Here is an 18,484-nt window from a genome sequence, read left to right as displayed (position 1 = left end):
CGATGACGCGCCCGCCGGGGACGGCCGGTGGACCGGGCAGGAGCAACGGGGAGGGCCGGACTCATGCGGCTGCACGTCGACCGGCGCCACACACGCGTGCTGGAACTGCTGCGCGAACGCGGCACGCTGCGCGTCGCCGACCTCGCCCGCGAACTGGACGTCTCCCCGGTCACCCTGCGCCGCGACGTCGAGACCCTCGCCGCCCAGGGCCGCCTCCAGCGCCTGCACGGCGCCGTGGTCTGGCCCGGCGAGACGGCCGAACTCCCGCGGCCCGCCGCGCGGACGGCCGAGGGCGCGGTGATCGGCATGGTGGTGCCGACCACCGAGTACTACTACGCGGAAGTCGTGCGCGGGGCGCGGGAAGCCGTGGAGGAGCGCGGCGCCCGTCTCGTGGTCGCGCTGTCGCGGTACCTGCCGGGCGAGGACTCCGCCCAGGTCGACCGGTTGCTCGCGGCCGGCGCCGACGGGCTGCTCCTGACGCCCAGTTGGGACCGGGGCGTGCCGGGCCCGGGGGAGGGGCTGCGGATCACGGAGCGGCCCGTGCCCACGGTCCTGGTCGAGCGCTCGGCACCGCTCGGCCACCCGGCCGCCGCCCTCGACCGGGTCCGCTCCGACCACGCCCACGGCGCCGCCGAGGCCGTCCGGCACCTGGCCGCGCTCGGCCACCGCACCCTCGTCCTGGTGGCCCAGGAATCGCCCACCACCGCGCAGTTGCGGCGCGGCTTCGAGGCGGCCGTGGCGGCGCTCGGGCTGCGCGCCGCCCCCGGACCGGACCCGGCGCGGGAGCCCGCCGCCACCGAGGCCGAGCGGTTCGAGCGGACCTTCGCCTTCCTGCGCGCGGCCGTCGCGGAGCACGGGGCGAGCGCCGCGGTCCTGCACAGCGACGCCGACGCGATCGTCCTCGTGCCCCGGCTGCGCGCCCACGGCGTCCGCGTCCCCGAGGACCTGTCCGTGATCACGTACGACGACGAGATCGCCGCGCTCGCCGACCTGCCGCTGACGGCGGTCGCCCCGGCCAAGCGGACGGTGGGCCGGCGCGCCGCCGAACTGCTGCTGACCCGGCTCACCGAGGCGCCACAGGCCAGCGAGGCGGGCCAGCACATCGATGTCCTCCCGGAGCTGCGCATGCGGGCCTCGTGCGCCGCGCCGCCGGTCAGCCGAGCCGGACGGTGACCTTCTGCGTGCCGCCGCCCGTCGCGCTCAGGTCGCCGAACGTGAGCCGCAGTTCGCGGCCCGTCCCGGCCGCCGTCACCGACCCCGGCCTGGACGTCACGGACCGCACCCGGCGCCGCCAGACCAGCGTCGCCGCCTTCACCGCGCGGTTCGGGTCGCTCACCGACACCGTCGCCGTACCGTCCCGCTTCTCCTGGACCTGCACGACGAGCGGCGCGTCGACCGTCACCGCGCCGACCGTCCCGGGCTCCCAGAACGTCACCCCGGTGAAGCCCAGTGAGGGCACCCGCACGCCCTGCCGCGCCCCCGAGTTGACGTCGACGGCCAGCCAGTGGCGGTCCGCCGCCCGCGCCGCCGTGCGCCCCTCACTCGCCCCGGGCAGCAGCACGTAGGCGTACGACGCGTCCGCCGGGTCGCTGCCGTGGTCCGCGAGCAGCGTCACGTACCGGCGCGTCACCGGGTCGGCCGCGCCACCGCCGTTGATCGACTTCCACGTGCCCGTACGCTCCTCGCGCAGCGCCGTCAGGGACGTGCCGCCGGGGAAGACGTAGCCGCCGTGCCCCGCGACGTGGGCCCACCGGGCGCGAGGGAACGCCGCGTTCCAGGGATGGCGCGCCGGCTGCGGGCGCCCGTCGATCGTCAGGCGCGCCGTACCGGAGGCCCCCAGATTGCGGCTGTCGACGACGCTCTCCACCCCGGCGCTGTCGGTGCTCGTGATGCCCGCGCCCAGGCACACCACCGCGTCATCGAGGAAGAACCACGACTTCTTCGCCCGCAGCGTCGACGACAGACCCCGCACGTCCTGGGCGAGCACGCCGTAGGTGCCGTCCGTCGCGCCGCCGACCCAGGTCGTGTCGGGTCGCGCCGCGCCCCATGTGCCGCCCTCCCCGTCCGCGAGCGGCTTGCGAGAGACCGTCGTGCCGGGCAGCCGGTAGGGGTCCACGGTCGGCCAGAAGCCGTCGCTGTACTGGCCGCCGCCGGCGCTGTCGCCCTCGGCCCACCACGAGAGCAGCCCCGAACCCGTGTGCCAGCCGCGGACGTTCTCGCCGTTGCCGTTCTCGTAGAAGGTGATCGCCTTCGAGGACATCGACACCGAGGCCGTGAACCGCTTGCTGCGGTGCGTGGCCCGCGCCATCGACGGGAACACCCGGTGGCCGACCGGTTCGGCGGCCGGCTTCACGGCGGAGTCGGCCAGCAGAGCCGTCACCCGGGACAGCGCGGCGACCCCGAGCGTGCGGCCCGTCGTCACGTCGCTGTAGCGGTCGCGGGTGTACCAGCCCTTGGCCAGCGCCTGCCAGCGCGCGTTCTCCCCGGCGCTCGCCCCCTGCCCGAGCAGCAGGACCGATGCGATGATCGCGTGCCCGCGCGCGTGGTCGTCCTGCTGGACCTTGAGGGGATCGCCGGCGACCAGGCCCCGGCTGATCGCCCGCCCCGAGACGTTGTCCATCATGAGACCGTCGTGCAGGAACGGTGCGTACGCGTCCTCCACCGAGTCCAGGAAGAGCTGCCGGCCGCTGTCGGTGATCGCCCAGGTGGAGCCGCCGAGCAGCGCGAACAGCTTGCTCAGGCCGTCGATGAGGACAGCGCCGTAGGAGCCCGTGTACGGCACGTAGGTGTGCTGGATCAGCGAGCCGTCGGCGTAGAGGCCGTCGCCCGAGGTGACGTACGGGAAGACCGGCGAGACGGCGTCCCGCGCGAGCGCGACCTTCGCGGCGGTGCCGTCGAGGATGCCGCGCAGCGCGAGGACGCGGCACAGATCGATGCGGTTGGCGCCGGTGCTGGTGCCGGTGTACTTGGCGACCAGCGAGTCCGGGACGAAGTGGTCGACGGCCTCGACCGCGGCGGTCAGCTGCGCGGCGCTGAGGTGCTCGTACATCAGGATCGCGATGTCGAGCAGCCGCTGCGGGGCGCCGATCTGGAAGTTGTACCAGTTCCCGAACTGGGCGCGGTCCTTGTGGTAGACCTGCGCGCTCATGTGGTCGACGGCGGTCAGGACGGCGGTCCGCAGGGCGGCGTCGCCGGTGAGGCCGGTGCCGGGCTGGCAGAACGCCTCCGCCATCACGCGGATGCGCTCGTAGCTGGTCTGGATCTTCTCCGAGTAGCCGTAGGACTCGGTGTCCGTGTCGGGGTCCGGGTCGCCGAAGACCGCGTCCGGCCACAGCGAGCCGTCGGCCGGGGCCATGGCGTCGCGCCAGGCGGCGGCCTGGGTGCCGAGCGTGGCGAGCTTCGACCGGAAGGGCTCGGCGGTCGGGCTGAAGCCCGCGCCCAGGTAGAGCGCCCGCCACTTGGCCCGCAGCGTGGCGAACTCGTCGTCCGCCGCGCCGGGCGCGTCCCCGGCGGCGGCGGTCGCCCGCTGGGGGAGGCCGACGGTGAGCGCCGCCCCGGCGGCCGCGGTCGAGGCGAGGAAACCGCGCCGGGACCACGGCGCGGCGGAGAGCGGGAGAGCGGGCGTCTGCGACGTCATGGAAGAACTCCGGATGCTGGAGGGACCGCGGGGGGAGTAAGCGGTTTCTAGCATCCGGAGTTTCAAACGCTCAAGAGGATCGACCAAGGTGAGCGTTTTGATCGTTCGCCGACGGGCCTCGCCGCTGCCCGCCCGACGTGTGGCTCAGGCGGCGACCCACACGGTGGTGACGTTGCAGAACTCCTTGATCCCGTGACCCGCGAGTTCGCGCCCGTAACCGGACCGCTTCGCGCCGCCGAAGGGCAGCGCCGGGTGCGAGGCCGTCATGCCGTTGATGAAGACGCCGCCCGCCCCGCTGTCCCGGGCGAACCGCTCGATCTCGTCCTCGTCGCCGGTCCACAGGTTGGAACTCAGCCCGAACGGCGTGTCGTTGGCCACCGCGATGGCCTCGTCCAGGTCCGCGACCCGGTACAGGGTGGCGACCGGGCCGAACGTCTCCTCGCGGTGGATGCGCATCTCGGGCCGGATGTCGGCGAGGACCGTCGGCTCGTAGAACCAGCCGCTCTCCGCGAGGTTCTCGGGCCGCTGTCCGCCGCAGAGCACGGTGGCCCCGGACTCGACGGCCTCGTCCACCAGCTCCTCCAGATCCTTCCTGCCCTGCTCGCTGGCGAGCGGGCCGACGTCCGTCGACTCGTCGAGCGGATCGCCCACCTTCAGCGCCCGCATGCCCTCGACGAAGGCGTCCCGGAACTCGGTGAAGACGTCCTCGTGCACGATGAACCGCTTCGCGGCGATGCACGACTGGCCGTTGTTCTGCACCCGGGCCGTCACCGCCGTCTTCGCGGCCTTGGCGACGTCCGCCGACGGCATGACCAGGTACGGGTCGCTGCCGCCCAGCTCCAGGACCGTCTTCTTCACCTCGTCACCGGCGATCGCGGCGACGGAGCGGCCGGCCGGCTCACTGCCGGTGAGGGTCGCCGCCGCCACCCGCTCGTCGCGCAGAATGGACTCGATGGCGTCCGAGCCGACCAGGAGCGTCTGGAAGCAGCCCTCGGGGAACCCGGCCCGGCGGAACAGGTCCTCCAGGTAGAGCGCGGTCTGCGGGACGTTCGAGGCGTGCTTGAGCAGACCGACGTTCCCGGCCATCAGGGCGGGCGCCGCGAACCGGACGACCTGCCACAGCGGGAAGTTCCACGGCATCACCGCGAGCACCACGCCCAGCGGCCGGTAGCGCACGTGCGCGCGGGCCGCCCCGGAATCCTTCACATCCGCTTCCGCGGGGTGCTCGTCGGCCAGCAGGTGCTGCGCGTTCTCCGCGTACCAGCGCATCGCCTTCGCGCACTTCGCCGCCTCGGCGCGGGCCGCGGCGATCGGCTTGCCCATCTCCGTCGTCATGACGCGGGCGATGTCCGGGGTGTCCGCGTCCAGCAGGTCGGCGGCCTGCTGGAGCAGCCGCGCCCGGTCGAAGAACGACGTCGTGCGGTACGACGCGAACGTCCGGGCCGCCAGGGCCAGCTTCTGTTCGACGTCCTCGGGGGAGAGTGCGTCGTACGTCTTCAATGTCTCGCCGTTCGCGGGATTGACCGTCGCGATGGGCATGGGGGCGACCTCCTGTGCGCGGTTCCTTCGACCTTCCCGCGCGGCGCCAGGCCGCGCAACGCGGGGGGCACCTCCGCGTACCCGGCCCGGGCGCCCTCAGACCTGCGCGGCGAGCCGGTCCAGGAAGACCGTCTGCGCCCTGACCACGGCGGCCCGCGCCGCGTCCAGGCCGAACCACGCGACCCGGTCCAGCTCGGGGAAGTCCGTCATGCGGCCCGAGCCCCGCGGCCACTCCATCGTGAAGGTGCCGGGCACCATGTCCGCCGGGTCGAAGTCCGCCTCCATCGCCCAGACGGTGACGTGCTTGCCGTTGGCCTGCACCGTCTCGCCGAGCGGCAGCGCGACACCCTCCGGCGCGGGCACCCCCAGCTCCTCCTGGAACTCGCGCCGCGCCGCGTCCCAGGGCGCCTCGTCCGGCTCGTACTCACCCTTCGGGACGCTCCACGCCCCGGCGTCCCTGCGCGCCCAGAACGGGCCGCCCATGTGCCCCAGCAGCACCTCCGGCCCGCCCGGAGCGCGGCGGAAGAGGAGCAGACCCGCACTGCGTTTCGTTCGCTTCGTCCCGTCAGCCATGAGGCCAGTGTCGCCGCGGACACCGCGGGACCGCGAGTACGCGTGGCGGTCGCGTTCCCGCGCGGCCCGCACCGGACGTGAGCGGGTCGCTGCCGGGGTCAGGAGGGGCAGCGGGGCAGCACGCCGAGGGCCGTCGCGTCCGCCAGGTGCTGGCCGAGCCGCAGTTGCAGCGCGTCCGGCGGGCCGGCCCGGTCCGACAGCAGGCTCAGGGAGCCGACCGCCCGGTCCGCCGCGCGCAGCGGGACCGCGACCACGCCCGCGAAGCCCAGGGAGCGCGCCATCGCCGTGTACGACGGCCAGTTGGCCCGCGCGTAGGGGTGTGCCAGGGGCACGCCCCGGATGGGCTGGGCCGAGGCGCGGCAGTCCGCGCCGGGGCCCTCGCCCCAGGACAGCGAGGCCCGCTCGAGGCGCATCCCCCGGTCGTCCGACGCGGCGACGTCCACCCGCCCCGTCGGCGGCTTGAGCACCACGGAGGCGGTCGGCACGCCGAGCAGCGAGGGACAGCAGCCGACGAGGGCGGCCAGCGCCTGGGCGGCGCCGCGGACCGCCGCGTCCGCCACTTCGACGAACGCCGTCGCGAGCTGTTCGCTGTCCACCTGATACGTCTCGTACGGCACGTTGCGCACGGCCCGTCCCCCTGTTCCCCTGACGGCTGCCCCCTACAGGCGGCGTCGCCCGCCCGGCGCACGGCCGGGCGGGCGGACTTTGCAGAAGGGGTATGCCCCGTGAGGGAATGCCCCGAACCGGGTCCCGGACGCCCGGAACCCGGCCGCGGTCACAGGGGCACGGCGTCTGCGGCCGCCGCCGACTTCGGTACGCCGGGCCGGTACAGCACCAGCGTCACCACGAAGCCGACCGCGAAGAACAGCGCGGACCAGAAGAACGCGGTCGAGTAGCTCTCCATCGAGGCCTGCGCCCGCACCAGCGGCGAGGGCCGCTTGCCGACGAGGTAGTTGGTCGCGGCGGTGGTCGCCAGGGAGTTGAGCAGCGCCGTGCCGATCGAACCGCCCACCTGCTGACTGGTGTTGACCATGGCGGAGGCGACCCCCGCGTCGTGGTCGGCGACGCCCGCCGTGGCCAGGTTCATCGCCGTGGCGAAGATCAGGCCGAGCCCGATACCGGCGACGAGCAGCGGCGGCAGCACGTGCGCCGCGTAGGTGCTGTGCAGATCGAGCGCGGTGAGCCAGCCCATGCCGCCCGCGGAGAGGGCCATGCCGAGCGGCACGATGGGTTTCGGCCCCAGCCGCGGGACCAGGAAGTTCGTCGTGACGACGGACGAGAACACCATGCAGGCCACCATCGGCAGGAACGCCACGCCGGTGATCACCGGCGAGTACGCGAGGATCTGCTGCAAGTAGTACGTCAGGAACAGGAACACGCCGAACATGCCCGCACCGGAGATGAACATCGCGAGGTACGACGCCCCGCGGTCCCGGTCCAGGATGACGCGCATCGGCAGCAGCGGATGCGGCGCGCGCAGCTCCCACCAGGTGAACGCGGCCAGCAGCGCCACCCCGATGACGAGGAAGCCCCAGGTCAGCCAGTTGCCCCAGGAGTGCGTCTCGGCGTTCGAGAACCCGTAGACGATGCAGAACAGGCCGACGGAGACCAGGACGGTGCCCGGCACGTCCAGCTCCGGCCGGTCCTTGGGGCGCCCGCCGTGCAGCAGCCGTACGCCGCCGACGATCGCCACCACGGCGAAGATCAGGTTCACGTACAGGCACCAGCGCCAGTCCAGGTACTCGGTCAGCACCCCGCCGAGCAGCAGCCCCACCGCGCCGCCCGCGCCCGCGATGGCGCCGTAGATACCGAACGCCTTGGCGCGTTCACGCGGGTCCGTGAAGGTCGTCGTCAGCAGCGACAGCGCGGCCGGCGCGAGCAGCGCGCCGAACACGCCTTGCAGGGCGCGGGCGAAGACCAGCATCCCGAAGCTGGTCGCGGCGCCGCCCAGCGCCGAGGCCGCCGCGAAGCCGACGAGCCCGGCGATGAAGACGGCCTTGCGGCCCACCAGGTCGGCGATCCGCCCGCCGAGCAGCAGCAGGCTGCCGAACGCCAGCGCGTACGCGGTGACGATCCACTGCCGGTTGCCGTCGCTGAAGCCTAGGTCCTGCTGCGCGGAGGGCAGCGCGATGTTCACGATCGTCGCGTCGAGGACGACCATCAGCTGGGCGATGCCGATGACGGCGAGGATCAGCCATCGGTGCTCGTGCTTCCCGCCGCCGGTGTGCGGCGCCGAGCCGCCTTCGGGCGCGGTGGCCCGCACGCCGGGCTCGGGCGGCTCCGCGGCGGAGTCGGACGGGCGATCCATGGTGGCCTCCAGGCGTCCAGGTACACCCCCTGATCCAGCTCTCCACCACGCTAAGCGCCCCGCCCGAGGACGGCGACCGGGGAGGAGAACGCCCTGTTCTCCTCCCCGGCCGCCGTCCTCGGGCTGCTTCCGCGCGCTCGTCAGCCGATCTGCTCGTCCACCGGCGCGGCATCCTCCGCCGCCCGCGGCCCCGGCACCGCGGCCCCCGTGGCGGTGGCCGCGGGGGAGCGCCGGGCCCCCAGCCGCTGGGCCAGCGGCTGGGTGTAGCGGGCGGTGAGCGGGCCCACGATCACCAGGATCAGCACGTACGCGGTGGCCAGCGGGCCGAGCCGCGGTTCGATGCCGGACGTCACCGCGAGCCCCGCGATCACGATGGAGAACTCGCCGCGCGCGACCAGCGCGCCCCCGGCCCGCCAGCGGCCCTTCACCGACACCCCGGCCCGGCGCGCCGCCCAGTATCCGGTGAAGATCTTCGTGCAGGCCGTGACCACGGCGAGGAGCAGCGCGGGCAGCAGTACCGGCGGAATGCTCGCCGGATCGGTGTGCAGGCCGAAGAAGACGAAGAACACGGCGGCGAACAGGTCGCGCAGCGGCGAGAGCAGCGTGTGGGTCCCCTCGGCGACCTCGCCGGACAGGGCGATGCCGACGAGGAACGCGCCGACGGCGGCGGAGACCTGGAGCTGCTGGGCGAGCCCGGCGACCAGGATCGTCAGGCCGAGGACGACCAGAAGGAGCTTCTCCGGGTCGTCGCTCGACACGAACCGGGAGATGTGCCGCCCGTAGCGCACGGCCACGAAGAGCACGAGGCCGGCGGCGCCCAGCGCGATGGCGAGCGTGAGCCCGCCCGCGGCCCAGCCGACCCCGGCCAGCAGCGCGGTGATGATCGGCAGGTAGACGGCCATCGCCAGGTCTTCGAGGACCAGGATGCTCAGGATGACCGGCGTCTCGCGGTTGCCGAGCCGGCCCAGGTCCCCGAGCACCTTGGCGATCACACCCGACGACGAGATCCAGGTGACCCCGGCGAGCACGACGGCCGCGACCGGGCCCCACCCCATGAGCAGCGCGGCCGCGGCGCCCGGCAGCGCGTTGCACGTCATGTCGACGAGCCCCGCCGGGTACTGCGTCTTGAGATTGCTGACGAGGTCGCTGGCGGTGTACTCCAGGCCGAGCATCAGCAGGAGCAGGATCACGCCTATCTCGGCGCCGATCGCGACGAACTCCTCGCTCGCGCCGAGCGGCAGCAGCCCGCCCTCGCCGAACGCGAGCCCCGCCAGCAGATAGAGCGGGATCGGGGAGAACCGCATCCGTCCGGCCAGCCGGCCCAGCAGACCGAGGGCCAGGATGATCGCCCCGAACTCGATGAGGAAGACAGCGGAGTGCATCCGGTCACTCCCGCCCCAGGATCGCGGCCGCCGCCTCGACGCCCTCGCGGGTGCCGATCACGATGACCGTGTCGCCGCCCGCGAGCCGGAAGTCCGGCGTCGGAGACGGGATCGCCTCCGCCCGGCGCAGCACCGCCACGATCGAGGCACCCGTCTCGGTGCGCAGATGCGTCTCGCCGAGCACCCGCCCGTTCCAGTGCGACACCCCGGGGATCTCGATCCGCTCGGCCACCAGACCGAGGTCGGTGGTGTGCAGCAGGTTCGGGCTGTGGTGCGAGGGCATCAGCGCGTCGATGAGGTACGCCGCCTCGCCCGCGGAGAGCCGGAGCGACAGGGCGCAGGCGTCCGGGTCGTCGGCCTGGTAGGCGTTGAGGGTGCGGCCCCCGTCCCGATGGGCGACGACGGAGAGCCGGCGCCGTTCTCGCGTGGTCAGGTCGTAGCGGAAGCCGATTCCCGGCAATGGTGTCCTGCTCAGGCGTGAAGCGGGCACGTCTCTCCCCTTGTCCGTGCGTGGCCGGACCGTGGTCCCGGCGGGCGGTGGGTGGCGGATGCACCTTTCGGTGCGAGTGTCACCCTATACGGTTCATGTTTTGGCAAAGAAATAGTCAGCTGTCGCGGATCGTCGTCAGCGGTCCGCCGCGTCAGTCCGCGTCCGCCCCCAGGGCCGGATGCGCCGCCAGCACCGTCTCCACCGTGTCCGCCTGCTCCGGCGTCTTGTCCTCGCGGTACCGGACCACCCGCGCGAACCGCAGGGTCACCCCCGCCGGATACCGCGTCGACCGCTGCAACCCGTCGTACGCGATCTCCACGACCAACTCGGGACGGACCGTGACCACCTGCCCGTCGTCCCCGACCGCCAGCTCCCGCAGCCGCTCCGTCTGCCAGGCCAGCAGCGCGTCGGTGAGCCCCTTGAACGTCTTGCCGAGCATCGCGAACGACCCGTCCGCCCGCCGCGCCCCCAGATGCAGGTTCGACAGTTTTCCGGTCCGCCGCCCGTGCCCCCACTCGGCGCCGAGCACCACGAGGTCGAGCGTGTGCACCGGCTTCACCTTCAGCCAGGACGCGCCCCGGCGCCCCGCGCTGTACGGGGCCTCCAGGCCCTTGAGGACGACCCCCTCGTGACCGCGCTCCAGCGTCGCGTCGAAGAACTCCTGCGCCGCGGCCCGCTGCTCCGCCTCGGCGGCGTCCTCGACGACGGTCCGCCGCACTCGCATCGGCTCCGGCACGAGCAGCACGAGCCGCTCGTGCCGCCGGGCGAAGGGCAGGTTCAGCAGATCGTCCCCGTCCAGGTACAGCGCGTCGAAGAAGACCGCGGAGACGGGCACCGCGCCGGCGGCCCGCGCCACGTCCACCCGGGACCCGACCCGCCCGGCCACCTCCTGGAACGCGCGCGGCCGCCCGCTGTCGTCCAGCGCGATGACCTCGCCGTCCAGGATGAACCGCTCGCCGGGCAACTCCCGCGCCGCCGCCGTCACTTCCGGCAACCGGTCGGTGATGTCGTCGAGCGTGCGCGTGAAGACCCGGACCTCGTCGCCGTCCCGGTGCACCTGCACGCGGATGCCGTCGAGCTTCTCCTCCACGGCGCACGCCCCCAGCTTGTCGAGGGCCTCGCCGACCGAGCCCGCGGAGTGCGCCAGCATCGGCTGCACGGGGTGGCGCACGGTGAGCCGGAACTCCGCGAGCGCGCCGGGCCCCGCCGCGAGCAGCGCCCGCGCGACCGGCTGCAGCCCGCCCGCCAGCATCACCGCGCGCCGTACGTCCCCGGGGGGCGCGCCGGTGGCCCGGGCCAGTCCTTCGAGCGCGACCGCGTCCAGGGCGCCCTGGCGCACCTCGCCGGTCACCAGGCCGAACAGGAACCGCTGCTCGTCCTCGGTCGCGGCCCCCATCAGCTCGCCCACCAGGCGCCGCCGCTCCGCCTGCGATCCGGCGCCGGCCACATCGCCGAGCGCGGTCAGCGCCGCGTCGACGTCCTGCACGTTCAGCCGCGGCTCGGCGGCCGGCGCCACGCGCTCGCCCAGCACCCGCCAGCCGATGCCGAGCCGTCCCTGCGGGAGCCGCCCCGCCAGGTACGGGATGACGATCGGCACGTCGTCCGGGTCGGCGTCCCGGAACAGCTCCGCGAGCAGTTCGATCTTCCGGGACCGCGCCGAAGCGGCGGCGACCTCCTGGGACACCTGGGCCAGCCGGGCAAAGAGCATGGAGCCATGGTGCTACGGGCGCGCGGCCCGCGCACCAGTAGGGCGTCGGCCGGACGGGCGGTGGTGAAAGGGCTCGGCCAGGAAACGAGCGCCGCCTTTGAACCATTCACGAGATATGCCGGAATATAGAGGGGAGGGCAGAGCGAGGACAGAGCCCGCGGTGCAGGCCGCACCGGACTGCTCGCGTTCCGCCGTCACGCGCCGCCCCGCTGCCACCTCCAACGGGCACCAGGTACTTCAGCGCACAGAGGGAGCCCGCCATGCCGACCACCTTGCCCCCCGCCTTCGCCCAGCCCGCCCGCGCCCGTCTGGTCGCCGCCCAGGGGCCGGGCGGCCCCGAGCGCGCCGTCACCGTCAGCCTCCGCTACGCCTGCGCCGACCCGCTCGCGGTCCACCTGGTCTTCCCGGCCGCGGTCACCCTGGCCGGGACCGACGTCACCTGGGAGTTCGCCCGCACCCTCCTCGACGAGGGGCTGCGCAGGCCGGCCGGCGCCGGTGACGTGCATGTCTGGCCCTGGGACGGGGCCCGCACCGTGATCGAACTGCACGCGCCCGAGGGGATGGCCGTCGTCCACTTCGACACCTCGACCCTGCACCGCTTCCTGCGGCGCACGTACGCCCTGGTAGCGGCGGGCGCGGAGGATGTGACGGGTGGCGTCGACCGCGCGCTCGCCGCGCTCCTCGGCCACCCCGGCGGGCCGTGAGCGAGAGCGCCCCCTCAGCCGGGCCGCCCCGGCCGGGTCACCGGTCGTCGCCGGGCTCCAGCGCCGGTGCCCCGACGCCGAGATGGGACCGGCACTGCGGCCGCGGCGCCTCGTCGAGCCGCGGGCGGACATGGCGCGGCCGCACGAACAGCGCCGCCGCCACGGCCGCCAGCGCGAACAGCAGGGCGCAGGCGCAGGCCGCCCGGTGGAACGCGGCGTTCACCGCGGCGGGCCGGGTGTACGCCGCCCCCGACAGACCCACGGCCAGCGGCAGCGCGGCGACGACCAGCAGCTGAGCCACCCGTGCGGCCGTGTTGTTCACCCCGCTCGCGAGCCCGGCGCGCTCCGGGTCCACCGACGCCAGGACGGTCGCCGTCAGCGGGGCCACGAACAGGCTCATCCCCAGGCCCAGCACGGCGACCGCGGGCAGGACCCCGGTCACGTACGCGGAGCCGGGGCCGATCCGCAGCATCAGCAGCACCCCGGCCGCGGCCACCAGCGGGCCGACGACCAGCGGCGTCGTCGGCCCGACGCGGTGCGCCAGATCGGCGGCCCGGGCGGAGAGCAGCAGCATCAGCACGGTCACCGGCAGCGTCGCCGTACCGGCCTGCAGCGCGTCGTAGCCGAGGGCGACCTGGAGCTGCACCGGCAGCAGGAACAGCGTGCCGCCGATCCCCGCGTACAGGCACAGCGTCATCGCGTTCGCCGCGCTGAACAGGCGCGAGGAGAACAGCGACGGCGGCAGCATCGGGGCCGCCCGGCGGCGCTCCACGAGCACGAACGCGCTGCCCGCGGCGGCTCCGACGAGCGCGGGCAGGCCGGTGGAGACCGCGGACGCGGTGCCGGACGCGCCGATCAGCGCGTAGCTGACCCCGCCCAGGCAGAGCGCGGCGAGCACGGCGCCGAGCAGGTCGAAGGGCGCGTCGGCGGCCGCGGCGTCCCGGCTCTCGGGCACGTACCGCAGCGCCAGCGCGAGCACGGCCGCGGCGAGCGGCACGTTGATGAGGAAGATCCACCGCCAGCCGGGCCCGTCGATCAGCCAGCCGCCGAGGAAGGGGCCGAGCGCCCCCGCGACCCCGGTCAGACCGGACCACGCGCCCACGGCCCGCGCCTGGTCGTCGGGGTGGAAGACCGACCGCACCAGCGCCAGCGACCCGGGCGTCAGCAGCGCCGCGCCGATGCCCTGCAGGGCCCGCGCCGCGATCAGCGTCCCCTCGCCGGGGGCGAGTCCGCACAGGGCCGACGCGAGCGCGAACCAGGCCACGCCGAGCACCAGGGTGCGCCGCCGGCCCACCCGGTCGCCCATCGCCCCGCCCCACAGCAACAAGGCGGAGAGCGTCAGCATGTAGGCGTTGACGACCCACTGGAGCGCGGACAGCGAGGCCCCGAGGTCGCGGCCCATGGTCGGCAGGGCGACGTTCACCACCGTCCCGTCGAGCATCGCCATCCCCGACGCGAGCACCACGCACGCCAGGATCCACCGCCCGCGCGCCGACGAGAGCCGGACCTGCGGGGCGGCCTCCGGGGCGGGGTGCGCCGTGGCAGTCATCGGGCACATTCTGCGGGACGCGGGGCCCGGACGCGAGAGACGGCCCGAGGGGGCCGCCCGGCTAGGAGACCGGCAGCGCGCCCAGGTCGCGTTCCCTGAGCCGGGTGAAGGCGGTCGGGTGCGGGCGGTGCGGGAGGAAGTCCCGGATCCGTTCGGCGCAGGCGCGCGGGCTCAGCGTGCCGGTGTCGCACTCCAGGTCGTAGAGGCCGTGCCGGTGCACCTGGTCGTACTGGAGGGCGGCGAGGCCGGGTGGGCGGTCGCCGCGGACCCGCTCCCGGCGGGTCAGTTCCCCGAGCGGGCAGTGGACGCCCACGAACAGCACGCTCTCGGCGGGCAGGACGTCCAGGCAGTCGCGCAGCCGCCACGGTTCGCTGAGCACGTGGTCCACGACGATGTCATTGCCCGCCACGGCCATCGCCGCGATCGCGCGGTGGAAGCCGGTGCGGGTGCGGCGCAGCGCCGCGTCGAGTTCCTCGGGCCCCAGCTCCCGTTTGGTGCGCATCGCGTTGAAGTCGTCCACCGCCAGATGGAAGAACACCCCGTCGTCCAGGAGATCGAGCAGCTCCCGGGCGATGCTCGACTTGCCCGAACTGGACGTGCCGTTGAGGAAGATGATGCGGCCCGTGGTCATGCGGGCATGATCACACGCGCCCGGGCGGCCGGACCCCGCTTGCACGTAAATTCGAACATGCGATCTAATCCCAGGTATGCGGCACACCATCACCGACGACCTCGTACGGACCCGGCAGGAATGGTCCGAGACCTACCGGCGGCTGGCCGAGCAGCCCGGCCGCACCGCCCTGCGCCGGCGCCTGCTGCGGCTGTCCCGGGTGCTGGCCGGCGAGCGGCTGACCCCGGCCGCCACGGAGGAACTGCTCCGCCGGGCCCGGGAGAGCGGAGGTGCGTCATGACGGTCCCGTCCCCGGCCTCCGTCCGCCGCGCCGGCAGCGGGGTGGATCCGTGGCCGCAGTGGTAGTCGTCCACCGGCCGTCCGCGGGCGGCGGGCGCACCGTCACGGTGCACGCCGTGCCCCTCGGACTCGCACACTCGGACGCGGACGTCATCGAGTTCCTGCGCCGCGCGGGCCTGGAGAACGCGGAGGACCTCGTGCTCGGCGACTCCCCGCACATCGAGTGGCGCGGCGCGCCCGCGCACGAGTATGCGGCGGGCTGACGCGGCCGGGCCCGCGCGCGGAGGGGGCCGGGGCCCGGCGCACAATGGGCGCACCGGCGGCACTCCGCCGGCCCCCGACACACAAGGAGTTCCATGTCCGTCCTCGACACCGAGATCGGCGCCCTCGGCGGCGGCCCCGCCCGGCTCGACCAGTACCAGGGCCAGGCCGTCCTGATCGTCAACGTGGCCTCCAAGTGCGGCCTCACCCCGCAGTACGCGGCTCTGGAGCGGCTGCACGAGCAGTACGCCGGCCGCGGCTTCACGGTGCTGGGCGTGCCCTGCAACCAATTCATGGGCCAGGAGCCCGGGACGGCCGACGAGATCGCCGAGTTCTGCTCGGCCACGTACGGCGTGACGTTCCCCATGACGGAGAAGGTCGACGTCAACGGTGCGCAGCGGCACCCGCTCTACGAGCAGCTCGTCGCCGCCGCCGACGCCGAGGGGCACACCGGTGACGTGCGGTGGAACTTCGAGAAGTTCCTGATCGCCCCGGACGGCACCGTCGCGGCCCGCTTCTCCCCGCAGACCGAGCCCGACGCGGCGGAGGTCACCTCGGCAGTCGAGGCCGTGCTGCCCCGCTGACCTCCGTGTCCGCGGCGGCCGCCGGCGCGCCCGGGGTCCGTCCCCGGCGCGCCGGTCAGGCGCGGGGTCGGCGCAGCCGGCCCCGCGCCACCAGTTCGACCGTCGCCGCCACCGCGATCGCCTGTACGGCGAGGAGCGCCACCAGGACGAAGAGCTGGACCGCGCCGGCCATGACCGGGGACGAGCCGCCCAGGAGCATCCCGACGAACGCGCCGGGCAGGGTGACCAGGCCGACCGTGCGGGTCTGGTCGAGGCCGGGGAGCAGCGCGTCGGACGCGGCGGGGCGGGCGATCTCCAGGCGGGCCTCGCGGGGGAGGAGGCCGAGGGCAAGACCGGCCTCGACCTCGCCGCGGCGGGTGGTGAGCTCGTCCAGGGCGCGGCGGCCGGCGAGGACCGTCGCGGTGAGCGCCCCGCCGATGAGGATGCCGGTGACGGGGATCAGGGCGATCCCGCGCGCCGGCAGCACTCCCGCGGCGATCAGCGCGCCGATGACGGGCGCCACCGGCCCGGCGATGGGCAGCGCCGCCCACACCCAGCCGCGGTCCGCCGTGATGCGGCGCCCCGCGGTCCGCGCCGCCACCCCGAACATGAGCAGGACGAACGCCGACAGGGCGGCCCCGTGGTGGACCACCCAGCCGATCACCAGGGAGACCGCGCCGAGTTGGACCGCCGCGCGGACGCCCGCCACCGCGATCTCCCGGGCTCGCCGCCCCGAGGCGTCCGGGGCGAGCCGGAACACCGCGGCGGTGGCCACGGCCACGAGCAGCAGCACGAGGAGCGCGGCGGCGAGGACGCCGTCGACGGGCAGCAGGGTGGCCGCGGCCACCGGTCGCTCGGGCACCCCGGCAGCCTAGAGCCGGGGCGATCGCTCGCCCCGGGGCGGGCAGTGTCTCGGCCCGAGCCCGCGTCAACCGCTCCCACCTGGGCACCGGTGCTGTTCCGGGCCCCGTCCGTGCGGGACGATGGGCGGGCACAGAGCGTAGAAGGACGACGCCGAGAAGAAAGAGGGCTGACCGTCATGGCACAGCAGGTGCAGGGCGTGATCGCGCGAGCCAAGGGCGCACCGGTGGCGATCGAGACGATCACGGTGCCGGACCCGGGACCGGGCGAAGCCGTCGTGAAGATCCAGGCGTGCGGGGTCTGCCACACCGATCTGCACTACCGGGAGGGCGGGATCAACGACGAGTTCCCGTTCCTGCTGGGGCACGAGGCGGCGGGGGTCGTCGAGTCCGTGGGGGAGGGGGTCGCCGAGGTCGCCCCCGGTGACTTCGTGATCCTCAACTGGCGCGCGGTCTGCGGCCAGTGCCGGGCCTGCCGGCGCGGGCGGCCCCAGTACTGCTTCAACACCCACAACGCGCGGCAGAAGATGACCCTCGCCGACGGCACCGAGCTCAGCCCGGCCCTCGGCATCGGCGCGTTCGCCGAGAAGACGCTGGTCGCCGCGGGTCAGTGCACCAAGGTGGACCCGTCCGCGTCGCCCGCGGCGGCCGGACTGCTCGGCTGCGGCGTGATGGCCGGGCTCGGTGCCGCCATCAACACCGGCGGGGTCGGCCGTGGCGACTCCGTCGCCGTCATCGGCTGCGGCGGCGTCGGGAACGCCTCGGTGGTCGGCGCCGCCCTGGCCGGCGCCGCGAAGATCATCGCCGTGGACATCGACGACAGGAAGCTGGCGACGGCCCGCTCGCTCGGGGCGACGCACACCGTCAACTCGCGCTCCACCGACGCGGTCGAGGCGGTGCGCCAGCTGACCGGCGGCTTCGGCGCGGACGTCGTCATCGAGGCGGTCGGCCGCCCCGAGACCTACCGACAGGCCTTCTACGCACGGGACCTGGCCGGGACCGTGGTGCTCGTCGGCGTGCCCACCCCGGAGATGCGGCTCGAACTGCCGCTGCTCGACGTGTTCGGACGCGGCGGCGCGCTCAAGTCGTCCTGGTACGGCGACTGCCTGCCCTCCCGCGACTTCCCGATGCTCATCGACCTGTACCTCCAGGGCCGTCTCGACCTCGACGCGTTCGTCACCGAGACCATCGCCCTGGAGGACGTGGAGAAGGCGTTCGAGCGGATGCACCAGGGTGACGTGCTGCGTTCGGTGGTGATGTTCTGATGGCCGCCGCCGCTTCCACCGGGGCCCGGATCGAGCACCTGGTCACGTCCGGCACGTTCTCCCTCGACGGCGGCACGTGGGACGTCGACAACAACGTCTGGCTCGTGGGCGACGACTCCGAGGTGCTCGTCATCGACGCGGCGCACGACGCCGACGCCATCGCCGCGGCCGTCGGCGACCGGCGGCTCGTCGCGATCGTCTGCACCCACGCGCACGACGACCACATCGACGCGGCGCCCGCCCTCGCCGCCCGCACCGGCGCGCCGGTCTTGCTGCACCCCGCCGACACCGAGCTGTGGAAGCGCACCCACCCCGACCGGGCGCCGGACGGCGAACTCGCGGACGGGCAGCGGCTGACGGTCGCCGGCGTGGAGCTGACCGTGCTGCACACGCCGGGCCACTGCCACGGCGCGGTGAGTCTGTACGCGCCCGCGCTCGGCACGGTCTTCACCGGCGACACCCTGTTCCAGGGCGGCCCCGGCGCGACCGGGCGCACCTTCAGCGACTTCCCGACGATCGTCGCCTCGATCCGCGACCGGCTGCTGACCCTGCCGCCCGAGACCGAGGTCCGCACCGGACACGGGGACAGCACGTCGATCGGCGCGGAGGCACCGAACCTCGACGCGTGGATCCAGCGCGGTCACTGACGGCGTGCATGTGCGGCCGGGCGGCGGTCCGTCGGTGATCGCCGGGACCTGGACCTCCGTGAAGGAGCAGATGGCGGACCGGTACGCC

The 18,484-nt window shown here is 74.2% G+C and carries 18 protein-coding genes; 7 read left to right on the top strand and 11 right to left on the bottom strand.

The features are described from left to right. Positions 1–63 precede the first annotated feature (63 nt). The gene (locus tag ABZY33_RS29570) at positions 64–1,173 is read left to right on the top strand and encodes a substrate-binding domain-containing protein (protein ID WP_356494759.1); all 1,110 of its coding nucleotides are present in this window, start codon (positions 64–66) and stop codon (positions 1,171–1,173) included. Here the strand turns inward: ABZY33_RS29570 and ABZY33_RS29565 are convergent. The 8 genes from ABZY33_RS29565 to ABZY33_RS29530 all read right to left on the bottom strand — a co-directional run bounded on the left by ABZY33_RS29565 (position 1,154) and on the right by ABZY33_RS29530 (position 11,637). After that, on the bottom strand, positions 1,154–3,637 hold the full coding sequence (locus ABZY33_RS29565; RefSeq protein WP_356494758.1) for a polysaccharide lyase 8 family protein: 2,484 nt from the start codon (positions 3,635–3,637) through the stop codon (positions 1,154–1,156). The genes ABZY33_RS29570 and ABZY33_RS29565 overlap by 20 nt on opposite strands. 144 nt (positions 3,638–3,781) lie before the next feature. Further along, entirely contained in the window at positions 3,782–5,176 is a 1,395-nt protein-coding gene (locus tag ABZY33_RS29560; protein ID WP_356494757.1) for an NADP-dependent succinic semialdehyde dehydrogenase, read from the bottom strand. Positions 5,177–5,272: 96 nt separating this feature from the next. Further along, positions 5,273–5,749 carry an NUDIX domain-containing protein gene (locus ABZY33_RS29555; RefSeq protein ID WP_356494756.1) on the bottom strand — a complete coding sequence of 159 codons (477 nt, stop codon included), beginning with the start codon at positions 5,747–5,749 and terminating at the stop codon, positions 5,273–5,275. A gap of 98 nt (positions 5,750–5,847) precedes the next feature. Then, complete coding sequence (locus ABZY33_RS29550) at positions 5,848–6,375, bottom strand: GAF domain-containing protein (RefSeq protein ID WP_356494755.1); 528 nt, start codon at positions 6,373–6,375, stop codon at positions 5,848–5,850. A 149-nt stretch (positions 6,376–6,524) separates the two neighbouring features. Continuing rightward, on the bottom strand, positions 6,525–8,057 hold the full coding sequence (locus ABZY33_RS29545) for an MFS transporter (RefSeq protein WP_356494754.1): 1,533 nt from the start codon (positions 8,055–8,057) through the stop codon (positions 6,525–6,527). A 140-nt stretch (positions 8,058–8,197) separates the two neighbouring features. Continuing rightward, positions 8,198–9,439 carry a cation:proton antiporter gene (locus tag ABZY33_RS29540; protein ID WP_356494753.1) on the bottom strand — a complete coding sequence of 414 codons (1,242 nt, stop codon included), beginning with the start codon at positions 9,437–9,439 and terminating at the stop codon, positions 8,198–8,200. Between the two features lie 4 nt (positions 9,440–9,443). Beyond that, positions 9,444–9,929: a TrkA C-terminal domain-containing protein gene (locus ABZY33_RS29535; protein WP_356494752.1), complete on the bottom strand. Its 486-nt coding sequence runs from the start codon at positions 9,927–9,929 to the stop codon at positions 9,444–9,446. A gap of 151 nt (positions 9,930–10,080) precedes the next feature. Continuing rightward, positions 10,081–11,637, bottom strand: a complete 1,557-nt coding sequence (locus ABZY33_RS29530) for an ATP-dependent DNA ligase (protein ID WP_356494751.1) — start codon at positions 11,635–11,637, stop codon at positions 10,081–10,083. A gap of 260 nt (positions 11,638–11,897) precedes the next feature. Here ABZY33_RS29530 and ABZY33_RS29525 point away from each other — a divergent pair, with 260 nt between their 5' ends. After that, positions 11,898–12,341: an SsgA family sporulation/cell division regulator gene (locus tag ABZY33_RS29525; RefSeq protein WP_356494750.1), complete on the top strand. Its 444-nt coding sequence runs from the start codon at positions 11,898–11,900 to the stop codon at positions 12,339–12,341. A 37-nt stretch (positions 12,342–12,378) separates the two neighbouring features. Here ABZY33_RS29525 and ABZY33_RS29520 read toward each other — a convergent pair whose 3' ends face one another. Both ABZY33_RS29520 and ABZY33_RS29515 read right to left on the bottom strand, forming a co-directional pair. Next, positions 12,379–13,890, bottom strand: a complete 1,512-nt coding sequence (locus ABZY33_RS29520) for an MFS transporter (RefSeq protein ID WP_356494749.1) — start codon at positions 13,888–13,890, stop codon at positions 12,379–12,381. A gap of 61 nt (positions 13,891–13,951) precedes the next feature. Further along, a complete protein-coding gene (locus tag ABZY33_RS29515; protein WP_356494748.1) occupies positions 13,952–14,521 on the bottom strand; it encodes an AAA family ATPase in 570 nt (189 codons plus the stop codon). Positions 14,522–14,597: 76 nt separating this feature from the next. Here ABZY33_RS29515 and ABZY33_RS29510 point away from each other — a divergent pair, with 76 nt between their 5' ends. From ABZY33_RS29510 to ABZY33_RS29500, 3 genes are all read left to right on the top strand, one after another. Further along, positions 14,598–14,801: a hypothetical protein gene (locus ABZY33_RS29510; RefSeq protein WP_356494747.1), complete on the top strand. Its 204-nt coding sequence runs from the start codon at positions 14,598–14,600 to the stop codon at positions 14,799–14,801. 49 nt (positions 14,802–14,850) lie between these two features. Beyond that, positions 14,851–15,063: a hypothetical protein gene (locus tag ABZY33_RS29505; protein WP_356494746.1), complete on the top strand. Its 213-nt coding sequence runs from the start codon at positions 14,851–14,853 to the stop codon at positions 15,061–15,063. Positions 15,064–15,156: 93 nt separating this feature from the next. Further along, positions 15,157–15,645: a glutathione peroxidase gene (locus ABZY33_RS29500; protein ID WP_356494745.1), complete on the top strand. Its 489-nt coding sequence runs from the start codon at positions 15,157–15,159 to the stop codon at positions 15,643–15,645. A gap of 55 nt (positions 15,646–15,700) precedes the next feature. Here ABZY33_RS29500 and ABZY33_RS29495 read toward each other — a convergent pair whose 3' ends face one another. Then, positions 15,701–16,486 carry an ABC transporter permease gene (locus tag ABZY33_RS29495; RefSeq protein WP_356494744.1) on the bottom strand — a complete coding sequence of 262 codons (786 nt, stop codon included), beginning with the start codon at positions 16,484–16,486 and terminating at the stop codon, positions 15,701–15,703. 177 nt (positions 16,487–16,663) lie between these two features. Here ABZY33_RS29495 and ABZY33_RS29490 point away from each other — a divergent pair, with 177 nt between their 5' ends. Both ABZY33_RS29490 and ABZY33_RS29485 read left to right on the top strand, forming a co-directional pair. Next, a complete protein-coding gene (locus ABZY33_RS29490; RefSeq protein WP_356494743.1) occupies positions 16,664–17,749 on the top strand; it encodes an S-(hydroxymethyl)mycothiol dehydrogenase in 1,086 nt (361 codons plus the stop codon). Beyond that, positions 17,749–18,396, top strand: a complete 648-nt coding sequence (locus ABZY33_RS29485; RefSeq protein ID WP_356494742.1) for an MBL fold metallo-hydrolase — start codon at positions 17,749–17,751, stop codon at positions 18,394–18,396. Before ABZY33_RS29490 ends, ABZY33_RS29485 begins: the two co-directional genes overlap by 1 nt. The last annotated feature ends 88 nt before the right edge of the window (positions 18,397–18,484 follow it).

The sequence above is a fragment of the Streptomyces sp. NPDC006552 genome, from assembly GCF_040611655.1.
Classification (GTDB): domain Bacteria; phylum Actinomycetota; class Actinomycetes; order Streptomycetales; family Streptomycetaceae; genus Streptomyces.
The sequence above is the reverse complement of the archived record's forward strand: the minus strand, read 5'-3'. Positions and strand labels throughout refer to the sequence as shown.